Raw genomic sequence first — 16,048 nt, forward strand, 5'->3', positions numbered from 1 at the left:
TCTGACTTTCTTAATTACGAATTACGAATTAATATAATTCTGCGTGCAAGTTGGTGGAGCATTGCGTGTTCTCAGTTACTAGAGGGACTCTGCTGGTGAGTTGTTACACACTCTTTCAAGGATGGCTACTTTTAAGCCTACCTCCCAGGTTCTTCGTACTCCCCGTTCACACACGCCCACTGTATTTGACAGTGTACCGTTCCTCTCGTACTAGTATGTAGGCTCCAAGAGTTGGGGCACGCAGGATATTAATATAATACAATATGCTACAAATGAAATGAAAAAGCGATCGCGGTTGTCATTGCCATAAAGCAAATTGAGATAGAATCTTTATCAGTCAGCTAGGGTTCAAGGGTTTCAAGTTTGTTCTGCCAACAATATTCATTTAGCATTCTTTCAAATCAGTGTATAGTTGAGGTTCAATTAGAGAGTGTCGCAAAAGCATTTTTACAACTAATTTTAGAAAATTTTGGGCAGTGGAATCATCTTTTAACACTAATAAATCTTTTGCAAAATCTGGTTTACTACCGTGTGCTATATTACTTCTATAAGCATAAAGTTTTTTCCAAATTGCACTTTCAGATGTATTTACAAAAAACTGACAGTAATCCAATTGATTACTAAAACGCTTTGATAATAAATTGATTTTGTTTGTAACTTGTCGCGTAATGGAGTCTCCTGTATCAATTGGCTTATGTGTAATTAAAAACTCAATAATAGTAAATAGTCCAAGAATCTTAAATTTAGAATTATGAGGAATATTCTTCAGTTCGTTTAACATATTAACAGCTTCTTTTATGTCTGAATACTTAGTCTCATCTAATTGCTTATAATCTAAATATATTGATCCTATATCTTGTAAGATTGTATCATCAATAAATTGAGTTAAAGATAAGCCACTATTCATTTCATTAAAATAATTAAAGGTATGTGTTGGATTTTTCAGAATTCCAAACCCTTCTAATTGTTCATGATATATAAACTGTAATCCGAATTCTAGCTCTATTTTTGCTAAATTTGCTATTTGTGCTAAATCATGAATTACAGAATTATTTCCTTTAAAAGTTAGTATATAATATCTCCAATTCTGTGGTTCAAGGTGCTGACTTTTAAAAGCTTTTTGGTTGGGTGTATTCAAATCTTCAACATATACTAATTCATAAGGAGATAAATTAAATCTAGAAAGTTCATAAAAATATCCTGAGTCTAACAAAGATTTTTTAATCTGACCAATTTGGATAAAATCAGCTTTTTGAAAGTAGCAATCTTCAATAACTTTAAAAGGTAAATTGCAGTTGACATCGAGTAGATTAGCTACAAAAGCGAAGCTAGTATTTTCTGACATATTGTCTCAAAGCTTAGTTTTAATATCTTTATCATGATGCGTTATAAATAACTATGACGCACCCTGATACAGTCTATTTGTCATCTCGCACTGGCAACGGCATATCCAAAATCTCCATCAGCAAATCCAGACGAGAGGGGCGCGTTAGCAGTGGGACGATATTCGGCAAGCTGTAGTAGTCACCCGCAAAAGTGAACGTATCTACAGGTGCTTGCTGCTGCTTCAGTTGACTCTCCACCCAGTTGTAATGAGTACCCACGCGGACAATCACCACATTGGGCATTATCGCCAACTCCCGGCAGTAAGTCTTGTAGACTTCACCAAAGTAAGGAGCCGCATTTTCGCCCTCATCCGTCACTATAATAATCTGGTCAACTACCTGCTTCTTCTTCCGCATTGCTTCCAATGCACACCCGATGCTAGTACCACCACCAGCGTTGATGTGCTGGAAGGCACGCTCCCAGTCGGTCAACTCCTTGCCCTTTGCCGTAATAGCGTAAGGAATGGTGTCAAAGGCGTAGACAAACAGTTCTGCCTGAGCGATACCAGATATTAGGGCAGCGAGTTGTTTACCGATCGCGATCGCATTTTCCATTGAACCAGACTTGTCTACCAATAAAGCAGTTGGACGAGCGATCGCACCACGCCGCTTTACCTGTTCGTTTGTCACCTTTTCCAGTTGGGCAACGGTGTCTGCGTCAAAATCTCCTGCGTCTGCGGCAACCTGTGCTTTAAATGCTGAGACACGGGTACTCTTAGACGCTGCTTCCAGCTTGGAATCAATCAGCTTTTTCACTTCTGAATGATCCATTGCACCTCTAGTCTGGAGAGACTTGAGGTTATTGATCGCTTCTTGAGGAGTCATGCTGTTGATTAACGCCACCAAGACAACTGGTGTGAGTTGCTTGATAGCACCAATTGCGATCGCGTAGGGAATTTTGAACTCCACAATCAGCCGTGCCTGTTCTGCGGCATTTTCTGCCTTAGCAAGCTGCTTTAGCACATTTGCTAAGGAACCCTCTGGAGGAGTATCGCCAAACAAAATCGCATTTGCCCGTTCATTTGGCTTGATGTGCAATGAAGCATATAAGTGCTTCATTGCCTTACGACCTCGCAAAGCGGCGCGATCGAACAGAGCCGGATTGCTCTCCCGTGTCTTCAAATAACGCCGTACCGCAGTCCGAGCGGAACGGGGCAGTTTATTTTGCTGCTGCTTCATAAAGTCCACCACACGAGCCACCTGATAAGGCGGAAACTCTTGCAGCATCATAAATCCAGCATCCCGGTGTTCAATCAAATTGCTGGTGAGTAAATGAGCTAAGAATACTTCTTTATGGTCGCGGACATCGCCATAACGCTGATACCAGACTGCTAGATGTCCGTAGAATATGGGATCGAGTTCAACAATTAACTTGTGAATTTCTGCGACTTGCTCAAGTTTGCGGTGAGGAGTTGTCAGCAAACTATTGAGCATTTCCAGACGCAGATCGCGTTCTGCGGTTTTCATGGGAACCTCCTTTAGGAATTTTGGATTTTGGATTTTAGATTGCAATCTAAAATCCAAAATTGCAGGAGGCAGATGTTGCACGCGGGGCGATAAAGTCACCGCGCAAGTTGTAGAAGCATTGTGTATAACTTTTGCAAAATTATGTAAGCTTCTGCGATCGGGGCGCGGCAACAACTGCCAGTTTTGATGTAAATCGAAATCGTTAGTACTACTCCCTAAAAGTAGTAGCTGCGTAAACTGCCATCATATCTGCCGCTATTGCGACAGCACTTCTTGAAAGCAGCGACCAGAACCACAAAGACAAAGGTCATTGTTACCAAGCTTTTCTTGTAGTTCCTTGTCACCATGAACAAGGCGATGGCCACGTTTAACAGCTTTTTCAGATGGGAAGCCACGACGACGTTTGCTCAATGATTCAAAAGCAGAAATCGTCGAAATCTTCAGGCTCGATGTTGAAAGAATTAATCTTTTTCATCATTCTCACCTCCATATTTAAATGAAATAAAATCACCTCGTGCAAGTCGAAAAAGCTGTTGATTCACACACGGGATTTGAACCCGTAGTTGCTTGATCTCAAGTCAAGTGCCTTACCATTCGGCTAGTATGTAAGCTTTTTCAGTTAGGGCACGAAGTGAAAATTTTAGTTTTTAGAAAGTTGATTTAAAATAAACCGAATTTCTTTCTTGTTACACTGCTTTTTACTAACAGCGTAAATCATTCGACCTCTATATGCCACAGAACGATGAATTATACCTTTGACAGCATCCGTCACATAATGAGTGGGTGGCGATGGCAAATCTTCAAAGGTAATTAAATACCAAATCTCATTTAGCTTCTGGTATTCATGATAATTATCAATCATGAGAATATCGGTTTGTTCCGGCTTTTGCTTCTGCTTTCGAGGTATTTTCTCGACTGCACAAAGAATTCCGGTTTCAGGATGGATATAGAAGCGATCGCGGTAGTTTGTATTTAGCTGTATTCCATACCCTTGGTAAGGCTTACTGTAAAAACCACCATCAATTATTTCCACATACCGTTCAACGTAGTCCCACACATGATCGATAACATGCTGTCCTGCCATTGTGTTGGGATCTAATCGTTGACACAGTTGGCTGTAAACTTCATTCCAAGGCTGTCCGACTTGCGATCGCAAAAACCGACGCAGTGGGCCGAGATGATCTGAAAGATGCTTGGATTTATTTATTGGTTTAATCAGGTAGGGATTCAACAATCCATCCTGAATTGCATCCTGGGTGATTTTGTATAATTGCTTCTTAAAGCCAGTCACCTTTTTGAGGCTAATTCTCCTCCCACCACGAGGACGCTCAATCACAATCTCGCTCAAATGATGTTCGCTCATATCTCACGTTGTTTAAATGCAGTTGTACTAATTGAGTTGTTATTAAACATGAGTTAGCTAACATCATTGAACTCACCTCTGTATTGAGTAGTATGTTATGGATAAATACAATTCAAATAATTGAAATTCCGCACAAGTTAGCAAAGCAGTTTTCACGATTGCCTTTACCAGTTTGGCTACGCTCCCATTAGCGGGAGCGGCAGGAGTCGAACCTGCATTCCGTTGCCGGAGTGTGTGTAGACTTCACAAGTTAGGGTGCGGAATAAAATTCAACCATAGACAGCTTCAGGGCGGACAATCAAATCACCACTAGGGCGGCGATCGATTACGTAAGCAGAAAGGCGATCGCTATTCACATCTAAATGTCGAGCAACGCGCTCTTTCACTGCCACATCATTCATCCCTGCTGCAATTCCCAATTGGGTTTTTGGCACATCAAGAGAACGTCCTTCAAATCGAATATGAACCATTGCAATCACCTCTTTTTTAATTACGAATTGATATAAGTGGATCTGATCGGGATTGAACCGATACCCTCCCTGTGAGAGTTACACTCACACCTCATGCAAGTTGAAAAAGCTGTGGTAACACCGCAGGAATTGAACCTACACTTATCGTTAAGATACGATCGCTCTACCATTGAGCAAGTATGTAAGCTTTTTCTGTTAGGGCACAAGTGACATCTGGGAACTCTACCGTTAGAGCTACAGACCCAAGACAGGCATAATTGCGATGCTTTGATTTTGCTAAGAAAGCGTCTACAGTTTTGCCTTTTGAGGAGGCTTTAAGTCTCATACTACATTTGTAGTATGCTTTTTACATAATGTCAAGGGGATAAGTGTTTACGCAAAATTATTTATAGAAATCAATACCTTCGCCATTTTTTTGATTTGTTGCGTTGAGCGATCGCGAACAGCGTCCCACAGGGAAGGGAAACCCCTTTTTTAATTAAAAATTTCAAATTAAAAATTAAAAATTGAAGATTTATATCATGTCCGGTTAAACACTTGTCATTGCGTACTCCGTTGGAGAATCCGAACGCGAATAGCGTCTCCGAAGGAGAAGGGTACGGAGTGAAGCATAAGTCCTTCGGACACGCTTCGCGAACGCAGAGTCCTGGTGATTGCAACTCTTGGAGACGTTGCGCTCGCAATGACATATCGTAAGTAATTTGGCGGTTGCTATATTACTCGTATGCAAAAATATTTATGTCATTGCGTAGGCGGAGCCTTCCCGTAGGGTACGGAATGAAATGTAGCGAAGCAATCCCAATATCTTGGGATTGCTTCATTCCGCTTTGCTCCATTCGCAATGACAAACGTATATTTATTTTTGCATTACTACTTAGAGAGCGTCTTGCAATTTTTAATTAATAATTTTTAATTTTTAATTGGAGAGAAGCGACTTGTCGCTCAACTGCAACAACAATATCGGTTTTCGTGTTGTGTGTGATAGCGTTTAGGGTGTTTCCGTCGGTGTTGGTGTTGGTGTAGCAGTTTCTATAGGAGTTGGTGTAAGTGTCGGTGTTGATGTTGGCGTTGGCGTTGATGTTGGCGTTGGCGTTGATGTTGGCGTTGGCGTTGGTGTTGGTGTGGGATTTTCCGCCGTGATGGTGAGTTGATAATCTGTTGGTTTCGATGCTGTGGAAACCACGACAAACTCGTAAAATCCTTTTTCTGGTAATTTTTTTGATAAACTGCGCTGGGTAGAATCTTCTAAAAATGGGATTTTGCCAGAGGGTAAATAGACTGATAACAAAACTTGGGAATTTGCTTCTAGCTTCAAGTCCAGAAATTGATCTTTAGCAAGTCCAGCAATGAATACTTTACCATCACCAGGTTGCAGAGTGCCGTTGACTGTTTTACCAGTAGCCCCCGGATCAAAAACAAGCTTCTCAAAAGCGCTACGGGCGAGGATCGCACTGAATTTATCGTTTAGAAAACCGTACCAAACTTGTTCAATGGGCTGACCTCGGAAATTTTTACCACGTTGTTCAGGGAATACACTGAAGAACGCGGCATCTCCTAAGTCAGATAAAGAACGACTACCAACGTTGATTTTGTTGACTTCTAGTTTCCAGCGATCGCGTTCGGCACTTGTATAAGTTCCCAGTTGCTTACGTGTATTTGAACTCAGTAGTGCTAGTTTTTCCAGCAATTCGGATGCTGTTTTATCCCATTCTGCTCGCAAAGCCTCATCTTCAGGGCTATCGCTGAGAGTGCGTCCCTTTAAACTCGGATTTTTGTCCCAAAAAACTTGATTTACCAAGTTCACGTAGAAGCTAGAGTTAATCCCCAACTGCTGACGGCGATCGCTTAATCTTTCTTTGCGCTGCCTTTCTGCTGGTGAATATTGCGCTAAAGGATCGGTTGGTTGGTTACTGGTTGGTATTGGGCTGGCTGTGGGAGTAGGCTGGACTTGTGCGACATCGTTGCGGTGGCCATTCACTCCCCACCAAATTAATCCAACACTACCAGCGATCGCCACCGTCACTAGGAAGGTTTTTGTTGGTGTCCACGAAGAGGGAGGGGGAGATGAGGGGGATGAGGGGGATGGGGGGGAGACGGCGACGGTGGCAGATGTGGGTTGTGGTGGGGTGGGATATTGAGTTGGGGGATAGTTAGCTGGGGACGGGTTGAGGGCTTCGAGGACTTGACGAACTGATTGATAGCGATCGCTTGGTCTGGCAGATAGCATTTTATCTAATACCTGTGCCAAAATCGGACTGACGTTGACATCTCGTCGCCATTGCCAGGTAAGATTATAGGTATCGATTAATTCTTGGGGTTGTTTGCCTGTCAGTAAAACCAACATTGTTGCGGCCAAGGCATACAAATCGCTGTGAGGAGACACTGAACCAGTTTGCATCTGTTCTGGTGGTGCAAATCCGACTTTACCTAATAGGGTTGGTGCTGTGGGAGGTGCAACCATACCGGGTTGATAATATTGGGAAGCAACGGCTGCTACTACTTGTTTGACACCGCCAAAATCAATTAACACTGGCAATTTGTCAACAGTGCGAAGCATTAAGTTATCTGGAGAAATATCTCGATGAATTACTCCTAGCGAATGAATGTATTCCAACACTGGCAAAATTTGCTGCAACAATAGGCGTACTTCCGCCTCTGTAAAGCGCAAACCCTGCTGTATTCGGGCATTTAACAACGAGTTGTAAGTTTCCCCTTCTACATAATCTTGCACCAAAAATAGATATTCTTTGCCCCCTAAGTTCAGGCGAAGCAGTTCCCGGAAGCGGGGAATTTGGGGATGTTGCAATTTATAGAGAACACTTGCTTCTCTCTCAAATAGTTCTTCAGCTTTTTGGACAACGTAAGCGGTTTGAACTTGGGGAGAAAATTCTTTTAAAACACAAAGTTCGCGGAAACGGTTAACATCTTCAGCTAAATAAGTGCGTCCAAAGCCACCTTGTCCAAGTTGACGGACAATCACATAGCGATCGCCTAAAGTTAATCCCGGTTGGATACTATAACTCATGGGCTGATCCGACAATTTTTCACCACACTGGAAACAAAAGCGAGTACCTGGGGAATTTTCATGTCCTTTAGAACAATATATTTTAGTCATTAGTAATTAGTCATTAGTAATTATTTATTCTTCCCCAGTCGCCAGTCTCCTTACTTGCTAAATTGTACTTTACTGACTCCATCGGCTGCGATCGCATACCAAATTTGTCCAAAAGTCTTTTGATTCAGTTTCCCACGCTCCTGTCCAGGAAACAACCGATCAAATTTTTCATTTGTGTCTTTGTTCAGTTGCTCAATTGTATAGTTCCCCAATTGGCCGGATCGCGCTTGTCGTCTCCATGTATCGTAATCTTTTTGACTATATTTACCCAATTTTTGCCGAGATCCTGTACTGAGGTCAGCCTGTTCTATTTTATTCAATAAATCGTCAGCGATCTCAGACCATTCATCTCGTAAGCCAGCGTCTTCAGGTTTAGATGTCAGGCTACGTCCCTTTAATTCCGGTTTTTTTGTATAAAATAAATCATCTACGAAGGGAATAAAAAATCCTTCAGTAATTTCTAGCTGTTGGCGACGACTGATAATTTCCTTGAGATTAGGATTTTTACCTTTGTCGCTACCTGGTTTCCCGCTTGGAAAATGTGGAATTTGCGGTAATGAAGGTAATGAAATTGATGGGATAGCGATTGAAGTTACGGCCCGAATGGCTGCATTTCCCGCCGCTAAAGTTAATCCAACTAAAGCCGTTCCCCCTAAACTCATCACAAAAGGGCGAATCCAAACAGGGAAAGTTCTCGGTTTAGCAATAGCTTGCGTTCTGTTCTGGAATCTACTTACAATAGCGCTGGCGCGTTGTCTTCCTGGAGCAACTACCATCGTCTTAATCTTGGTGGTAATATAATTACCTGTGGATTTAGCCGCAGTTGCCGATGGTAAATCTTTGAGGATTTGATCGGCTCGTTGATAGCGATCGCTCGGTTTATAAGCCAGCATCTTTTTTAACACCGCTTCCAATTTGGGACTAACTCGGATTTCTTTTCCCCATCCCCAAATTCCCTGATAACTGTCGTATAATTTTTGTGGCTCTTGACCTGTAAGCAATACCAGTGATGTAACTGCCAATGAGTATAAATCACTACTGAAAAATGCTTTACCCTGGCGTAGCTGTTCTTCAGGAGCGTAGCCTTTTTTACCCAGTAAAGTATTATTTCCAACCAACTTAGTCCGCCAAAAACCTTGAGAAGCTGGCAATTGCTTGACACCACCAAAATCAATTAGCACGGGTAAATTATCAGAACGCCGCCAAATCAAATTGTCAGGAGAGATATCACGGTGAACTACATCTTGTGAGTGGATGTAGGATAACACAGGTAAAATCTGTTGCAGTAGGGTGATTACTTCCTCTTCACTAAAAGTTTTTCCTTGGCTTTCGCGTTGTTCTAACAATTGGTAATAATTGTCACCATCCACATAATCTTGCACTAGAAAGAAAAAATCTTTAGCGCCTATCTTCACTTGTAGCGAGGCGTGAAAACGCGGAATCTGTGGATGCTGGAGTTTTTTTAAAACATTGGCTTCTCGTTCAAATAACTCTTTAGCTTTTTGTAAATCTTGGTGTTCTTGGACTTGGGGTGCAAATTCCTTCAGCACACAGGTTTCATGGGATTTACTTATATCCTCCGCCAAATAGGTGCGTCCAAAGCCGCCCTGCCCTAAATGACGGATAATTTGATAGCGATTATCCACAACCTGCCCCACAGCAAGAGGTAATGGTTCACCACAATGGGTACAAAAGCGGTTACTACCATTATTTGTGTGTTGTTTACTGCAATAAAGCTGCATGGTGCTGAAGGATAAATTAAGGTTTTATTGAATGACTACAACGTGCATACCCTCATTTTCGGATATCCTACAAATTAGGAATTACGTTCGCGGAGCGTGCCGGAGGCTCTATTACGAATTATTCTAACGGTGTTGGTTCTATTTCAGGATAAAGAACAAGTGTTATGAACTGCAAACCACGACAGCAGCAAGTAATTAAAGCATTTGAAGATTTTTTGTCTACTCCCCTAGAAACGATATTGCAACGGCATCTTAACACTCAAACTTCGGTAGCTTTAACTTTATTTCATGATGTAGCAACTAATGTACCTGCCTACAAAGCTTTTTTAGCAGAAAGGGAAATAAATCCCGCGACTATTCAAACCTTGGAGGAGTTTCAAAAACTCCCAGCGATCGCTAAACAAAATTATATCCTGCGTTATCCCTTAGCTGACTTGTGCCGCAACGGACAATTAGAAGCGTGTGACATGATAGCTGCTTCATCAGGTTCCAGTGGGAAACCGACATTTTGGCCTCGTTTTTTCACAGATGAACTCCAAATCGCTACCCGCTTTGAACAGATTTTTCACGATAGTTTCTATACAGATACCAGACGTACCCTAGCAGTGATTTGTTTCACTTTAGGCACTTGGGTAGGTGGAATGTTTACCACTAATTGCTGTCGTTATCTTGCTAGCAAAGGTTATCCCATCACTGTAATTACTCCTGGTAACAACAAAGAAGAAATCTTGCGAGTTGTCCAAGAACTAGGTTCGGAATTTGAGCAAGTGGTGTTATTGGGATACCCGCCATTTTTAAAAGATGTGATTGATACTGGTATCGCCCGTGGCGTGGAGTGGCAGCAATATCAGATTAAATTAGTGATGGCGGGAGAAGTATTTAGTGAAGAATGGCGGAGTTTAGTTGGCGAAAGAGTTGGTTCACAAAATCCTTGCTATGATTTTGCATCACTTTACGGCACTGCGGATGCAGGAGTTTTGGGGAATGAAACGCCGTTAAGTATCTGTATTCGCCGTTTTTTAGCACAAAATCCCGATGCAGCTAGAGCTTTATTTGGGGAATCGCGTTTACCCACGCTAGTACAATACGATCCTTGCAGTCGCTTTTTTGAAGTTGAAGATGGCGGATTGCTATTTTCAGGGGATAACGGTATTCCCTTAGTGCGTTATGACATATTGGATACTGGCGGGATAATTAGTTATGATTCTATGCTGCAATTTTTAGCAGAATGGGGATTTAACCCGCTCGAAAATCTCCGTTCTGATACTCAACACTCACCTAGAGGTATTCATCAGCTACCTTTCGTTTATGTATTTGGTCGTTCTAACTTTACAGTTTCTTACTTTGGCGCAAATATCTATCCAGAAAACGTCACAGTGGGATTGGAACAACCAGTAATTCAAGAATGGGTGACAGGTAAATTTGTGTTGCAGGTGAAGGAAGATGCAGACAAAAATCGATTTTTATCTGTGGTTGTGGAGTTAGCACCAGGGGTAGAGGGTAATGAAGATCAAAGACTAGCGATCGCATCTTCCATTCTTTCACAACTGCTACGCCTAAATAGCGAGTTTGCTAATTATGTTCCCCCAGAATACCAAACACCACAAGTTACATTAGCCCCAATGGGTGATTTTGAATATTTCCCCATTGGAGTGAAACATCGTTATACCCGTCAATAGGAGAATAGGGAATAGGAAATAGTTTTTGGTTATTTCCACTCCTATGTCTATTTATTTAGTGGTAAGTATCTTTAGCAATACTTGCAAATTCATTTTTAACTCATCCTACGGCTACGAAAACACCGCAAGGCTTCCAACACACTCCCGCATTTGCGAGTCTAAGAGCGTCGCGAACACGAGAGCGATCGTTTTTATAAAAAGCCGTGGGTAAATCAAAGTCATTGGTCATTAGTACCAATGACTCCAATCCCGTACACCCCTCTTGTTGGGATGAGATTGCTGCCAATTTCTTTTGACAATTGCATAAAATTCTAATCAACCTCTGATATATATCTAGGCTTGACTTTACACATTAAAATACCTAACTTATCTGCTATTCCTATAGGAGTATAAGAATTTTTGTTTAACTATTTATACCTGTAGTTTCTCTAGTCAATAATCTTATTTTCAGGGATTAATTATGTTTTCAATGGATGAATCACCCCTGCCTAATATTTTGGGATTTTTATCATTAGCTAGCTATATAGTCACATTAATTCCCACAATTGTCAGAATTGTTTTTCCACAAACCAAAGAGACTGGCATTCCACAATGGCTGCTAAAACGCCGTCGTATCATAGGTCTTATAGCTTATTCTTTAGCTTTAGGTCATGCTTTCTTAATGGTTCAAAAGAGAAATTTTGATTTTTTTGACATCAAGACATTTTGGATATACATCCAGGGTGTAAGCACTTTCATTATTTTTACACTCCTCTCTATAACTTCTAATAACTGGAGTATAAAAAAGCTGAAAAAGAACTGGAAGCAATTACATAAGCTCACTTATGTAGCTATGGTTATTTTGATTTGGCATATCTGGGACAAGATGTCAGGTCACTGGACATATTTAACACCAATTAGCCTTGTTGCTATGCTTACGATCGTGGTTTTATTTATCATCCGACTTCGGATTGAACACCAGAATAAGCAACAAAAAAAGGCCCACATTATAACTAAACCAGATTTAGTAGGAAAAAGCACTAGATAGTTTCATTACTACAAGATGGCGGAAGCAACTAATTAGTTGAAAAAGCTAAAACAAGCTTTATTTTCTTCTGCCTTCTGTTTTCTTGTACTATTTGTCGCCCAACTTGTGTAAATGGAGAATTGCTCTATAGTGTCAAACCCAATTGTTAATAAAATTACACTATTACTGGCAATTGCGTCTACAGCAACCTTGGCTGCTGGGTTTAGTTATTATCGTTTAGTATTACCATTCGAGATGATCGCACCCGGCGTTACGTCCTTGCCAATTATTCAACCTTATCAAACCCTCAAAGACCATTCAGGCTGGATTTATGCGATCGCTATCAGTCCAGATGGTAATACTTTGGTTAGTGGTAGCTATAATGGCACGATAAAGATTTGGAATTTGCACACTGGCAAATTACTCCACACTTTTCAAGGTCATGCTGATGCAGTTGTATCTTTGTCCATTAGCACTGATGGGCGTGTACTCGCTAGTGGCAGTTGGGATAATCGAATTAAACTGTGGAATTTGGAAACAGGAACTCTCATCCGTACCCTTGATGGACATAGAGATGATGTAGAAGCAATTGCTATAAGTCCGAATGGAAAATTGCTTGCTAGTGGCAGTGCTGATAATACTATTAAGCTCTGGAATTTAGACACAGGTAAAGAACTCTTTACGCTCCAGGATGTGGGCTGGGTAAAGTCTGTTGCTTTTAGCCCCGATAGCCAGAAGTTAGCTAGTGGTAGTACAGATAGCTCCATCAGAATTTGGCAGCTAAATACTGCTAGTCCGACACTCATACAGACTTTCACAGGGCATTCTGAAGCAGTATGTTCTGTTGCTTTCAGTCCCGATGGGCAAACTCTTGCCAGTGGCAGTATAGATAAAACCATCAAACTGTGGCGATTAGGCGATGGTAAATTGTTGCACACTCTAGCAGGGCATTATCGAGCCGTCTGGTCTGTTGCCTTTAGTCCTAATGGACAGACTTTAGTAAGTGGTAGTTATGACACAACAATCAAGCTTTGGAATCCATCTACTGGCAAACTCCTTACCAACTTTGTAGGACATACTAAGTCTGTATGGTCTGTTGCCTTCAGTCCTAATGGGCAAACTTTAGTAAGTGGTAGTGGTGACGAAACTATCAAACTTTGGTCTGTACCCCGCGATCTTACTGTTCATACTCAAATGTCACGCTCGAAATAGAGGCAAGGGAGCAAGGAGCATAACTCAGATGGGGATTTGAATGGCACTATAGATAAGCCCAAACTCTTATTTAGCGTCGTTTCCAGCCCGGAGGCTGGGAATGTATTCCAAGGGGCTGCTGCCTCTGATTAAACCACTGGAGGCTCCGCCTCCCAAAATTGGTTCCCAGCCTCTAGGCTGGGAACCAATTTTGTTAAGGGCTGTGTTTTAACTTATACCAATTCTGTATGAAGATGCGCTAAACCATAAGTACAAGAAAGAAAAACGAACCGCAAAAGACGCGGAGCGGCTTCCCACAGGGTAGGACGCAAAAAAAGAAGTTAAAAGGGTTTGGCGCAGCCTCACAAAGAAATGGTATTAGTGCCATTCCCCCTTACACATTCAGGGTTAATGACCAGTAAAATCGCATTTGCTTAGTTGCAGATGGTTAGTCCTGCAAACTTGAGAAGGTTAGCGAAGATGACCTCTCCATTACCTCCTAGTATCGGCTTCCAGTCTTTAGGTCGTGCATTGAAGTAGGATTCACTATCAGAATCCAACAGACCATAAAACACTTCAGCTACAATTCGACCACCCACCCAGCCTAGCTGGGTTTTGGCTCCATTTTCTTTAAGTAGTTCTTTTTCATCGAAGGTTCCATCTGGCTCTAATTTGATTCCATCCACAACCGAGGCTTGGGCTTCGGCTAAGATATAAAACCACAGAGGAGTATCTGTTTGAAGACTTGAATCGATTTCTTCAAATTTGAAAAATCCTTCTTTTCCTTCAACCGCTTTTCTCGTCAATAGGTGCTTTTGGTCTAGTATTTGAACCGGAAAACATTTTTTCTTGAGTACATTTGCGATCGCTTGTCCGCCTTGTACTTTGTATGTGTTACCACGAAGTAAGTTGAGGAGGGCTAAGGATGGGCGTGGGGGGTGTCCCACATTATCTGGCAAGTAGTCAGGGCGTATTGTGTCCTCAACTTCCTTAACCAATCCCCCAACCGTTGCGCTAGTCGGTAGCACCTTGGGCGGCAAAACACCAAGTGGATCTACCAAGGTAGTGTCAATTTTGTAAGCAAATTGTAGCCGGACTTCAGGGTTCGGTGTTTCACCTGCGGGTTCGTCTGGAAATTTAGTGGGGAAAACTCCAGGTTTCGTATTTGGAAAAAATCGACCCCAGTCTTCAATGACATGGGTTTTGGGAAGCGGTTCAAATCCCAGTAAACTGTCGTCATCTGGTTTTGGATTTTCGCTGGACGGGAAAATACTCAAGCGAGTCTCTTTGTTTAGCCGATAACCTGTCCTGACTCCTGAGTGTCCAAAGCGGTAAGCCGCAACCACAAATTCGCGGGGCAGGTTTTTACGCTTATCTTTAGTATAAAGGGCGTAGAGGTCTTTCCGTTCTTCAGGTGTTGTGGCTTTCTGAAGGTCAGCAAGCACTTCTGCTTTGACAATGCGTGGTAAAAAGTCTTCGATTACCAGCTTTTGATAAGTCCAGCGCACCTCATTGCGTGCTTGATTAAATAAAGCAGTACCAGTTAGTGTTTCATCATCTTTTTTCAGCTTTTCAACCACTGCATTGTGATATCTGACAAATGCCAAATGGATTTGGCTGATGATAGAGTTTTCATCATTGCGCTTGTCGCCAATAATAGCCCGACCGTTGGGGCTACGCAGCAAGTCTTGAGTTGCTTGCTCACAATTTGCTTCATATTGATTTTTATTGCCATCTTTGAACAGCAAACTAGCACCGTCCTTAGTGTCGTATAAGAAAGGTTGAGCATCGGGCCCGTCGCCGTATAAGGAGTCTAAATCAAAGCGTGGGGTACGCAAGTTGCTTGGTAAACGATCTTGTTCTCCAGTATCTGCTGGGTTGAGTGATGATGTGTTGTCGAAGGTAAGATCGTGATCGATGAATTGACCAAAGTAGGTATAGCCCGCTGGTACCCAAAGGTTTTCTTCTGGATCGGGGCCATCTTTGACCGTATCAACTGCTCCCTTGATATTTGCGGCAAGTTTCACAAGTTGATGTGGCGGATAGTCTTTTTCTCTTAACTCCAGCAGACTCGTAAATGCTTGTTCTCGTGTGCCGACGGAACCATGACCAAATCCGCTCATAATTGATGCTCCTTAATAAAGGTTAAGTTTGAACACGTGATAATTTGAAAGCTACTAAGTAAGTAGGTGAGATTAACAATTCAAAATTCAAAATTACGCCTGATGTGAATTAAAAATGCCTCTTTCTCCATAAGGGTTTCAAGACTTGTTAAAAATCGTGGTTTTGGAACTATCGACGAAATTGCAAGGTTTTCGGCACTCAATTCACATTAGACGTAAATTCAAACATTTTAGACAGTTTCAGACGAGGATTTAAGCCCCGCACTTCGGCAAAGCTCAGTGACCGACTGAAACGGAGCGGATTTGGAGCCACTCCGCCTCCGGGCTACGTGTATGGTTGGGGTCTTAAACCCTTTCTTTATTTGCGATAAATCGAAGTAGATAATCTTTTCTTTCTTGCTGACAAGAACTATCTCTTTGATTTTTGTTTCCACCATCCTTAGTCTCTCTTGAGCTAAATTGAAGATATTGTGATATTTCCCCTCTTACTACACATTGCACAATCTC

At 41.9% G+C, this 16,048-nt stretch carries 10 protein-coding genes and 2 tRNA genes; 3 read left to right on the forward strand and 9 right to left on the reverse strand.

What is annotated here, in order from left to right:
• Window positions 1-385 precede the first annotated feature (385 nt).
• From GTQ43_RS20330 to GTQ43_RS20365, 8 genes are all read right to left on the reverse strand, one after another.
• Window positions 386-1,345 (reverse strand): HEPN domain-containing protein, encoded by a 960-nt coding sequence (locus GTQ43_RS20330; RefSeq protein ID WP_265274567.1) that lies wholly within the window; start codon window positions 1,343-1,345, stop codon window positions 386-388.
• A 73-nt stretch (window positions 1,346-1,418) separates the two neighbouring features.
• Entirely contained in the window at window positions 1,419-2,852 is a 1,434-nt protein-coding gene (locus tag GTQ43_RS20335; RefSeq protein WP_265274568.1) for a vWA domain-containing protein, read from the reverse strand.
• Window positions 2,853-3,391: 539 nt separating this feature from the next.
• Window positions 3,392-3,460, reverse strand: a tRNA-Ser gene (locus tag GTQ43_RS20340).
• Window positions 3,461-3,492: 32 nt separating this feature from the next.
• Window positions 3,493-4,215 carry a hypothetical protein gene (locus GTQ43_RS20345; protein WP_265274569.1) on the reverse strand — a complete coding sequence of 241 codons (723 nt, stop codon included), beginning with the start codon at window positions 4,213-4,215 and terminating at the stop codon, window positions 3,493-3,495.
• 269 nt (window positions 4,216-4,484) lie between these two features.
• Complete coding sequence (locus GTQ43_RS20350) at window positions 4,485-4,685, reverse strand: hypothetical protein (protein ID WP_265274570.1); 201 nt, start codon at window positions 4,683-4,685, stop codon at window positions 4,485-4,487.
• 112 nt (window positions 4,686-4,797) lie between these two features.
• Window positions 4,798-4,867, reverse strand: a tRNA-OTHER gene (locus tag GTQ43_RS20355).
• 806 nt (window positions 4,868-5,673) lie between these two features.
• On the reverse strand, window positions 5,674-7,800 hold the full coding sequence (locus GTQ43_RS20360; protein WP_265274571.1) for a serine/threonine-protein kinase: 2,127 nt from the start codon (window positions 7,798-7,800) through the stop codon (window positions 5,674-5,676).
• A 50-nt stretch (window positions 7,801-7,850) separates the two neighbouring features.
• Window positions 7,851-9,542 carry a serine/threonine-protein kinase gene (locus GTQ43_RS20365; protein ID WP_265274572.1) on the reverse strand — a complete coding sequence of 564 codons (1,692 nt, stop codon included), beginning with the start codon at window positions 9,540-9,542 and terminating at the stop codon, window positions 7,851-7,853.
• A 164-nt stretch (window positions 9,543-9,706) separates the two neighbouring features.
• On the opposite strand from GTQ43_RS20365, the gene GTQ43_RS20370 reads away from it, so the two are divergent.
• The 3 genes from GTQ43_RS20370 (at window position 9,707) to GTQ43_RS20380 (ending at window position 13,439) form a co-directional block, all read left to right on the forward strand.
• Window positions 9,707-11,221: a phenylacetate--CoA ligase family protein gene (locus GTQ43_RS20370; protein ID WP_265274573.1), complete on the forward strand. Its 1,515-nt coding sequence runs from the start codon at window positions 9,707-9,709 to the stop codon at window positions 11,219-11,221.
• 469 nt (window positions 11,222-11,690) lie between these two features.
• Complete coding sequence (locus tag GTQ43_RS20375; RefSeq protein ID WP_265274574.1) at window positions 11,691-12,248, forward strand: ferric reductase-like transmembrane domain-containing protein; 558 nt, start codon at window positions 11,691-11,693, stop codon at window positions 12,246-12,248.
• Between the two features lie 129 nt (window positions 12,249-12,377).
• Window positions 12,378-13,439, forward strand: coding sequence for a WD40 repeat domain-containing protein (locus tag GTQ43_RS20380; RefSeq protein ID WP_265274575.1), 1,062 nt, complete (start codon window positions 12,378-12,380; stop codon window positions 13,437-13,439).
• 413 nt (window positions 13,440-13,852) lie between these two features.
• On the opposite strand, the gene GTQ43_RS20385 is transcribed toward GTQ43_RS20380, so the two are convergent.
• Complete coding sequence (locus GTQ43_RS20385) at window positions 13,853-15,541, reverse strand: peroxidase family protein (RefSeq protein WP_265274576.1); 1,689 nt, start codon at window positions 15,539-15,541, stop codon at window positions 13,853-13,855.
• Between the last annotated feature and the right edge of the window lie 507 nt (window positions 15,542-16,048).

It is taken from the genome of Nostoc sp. KVJ3, assembly GCF_026127265.1.
GTDB lineage: Bacteria > Cyanobacteriota > Cyanobacteriia > Cyanobacteriales > Nostocaceae > Nostoc.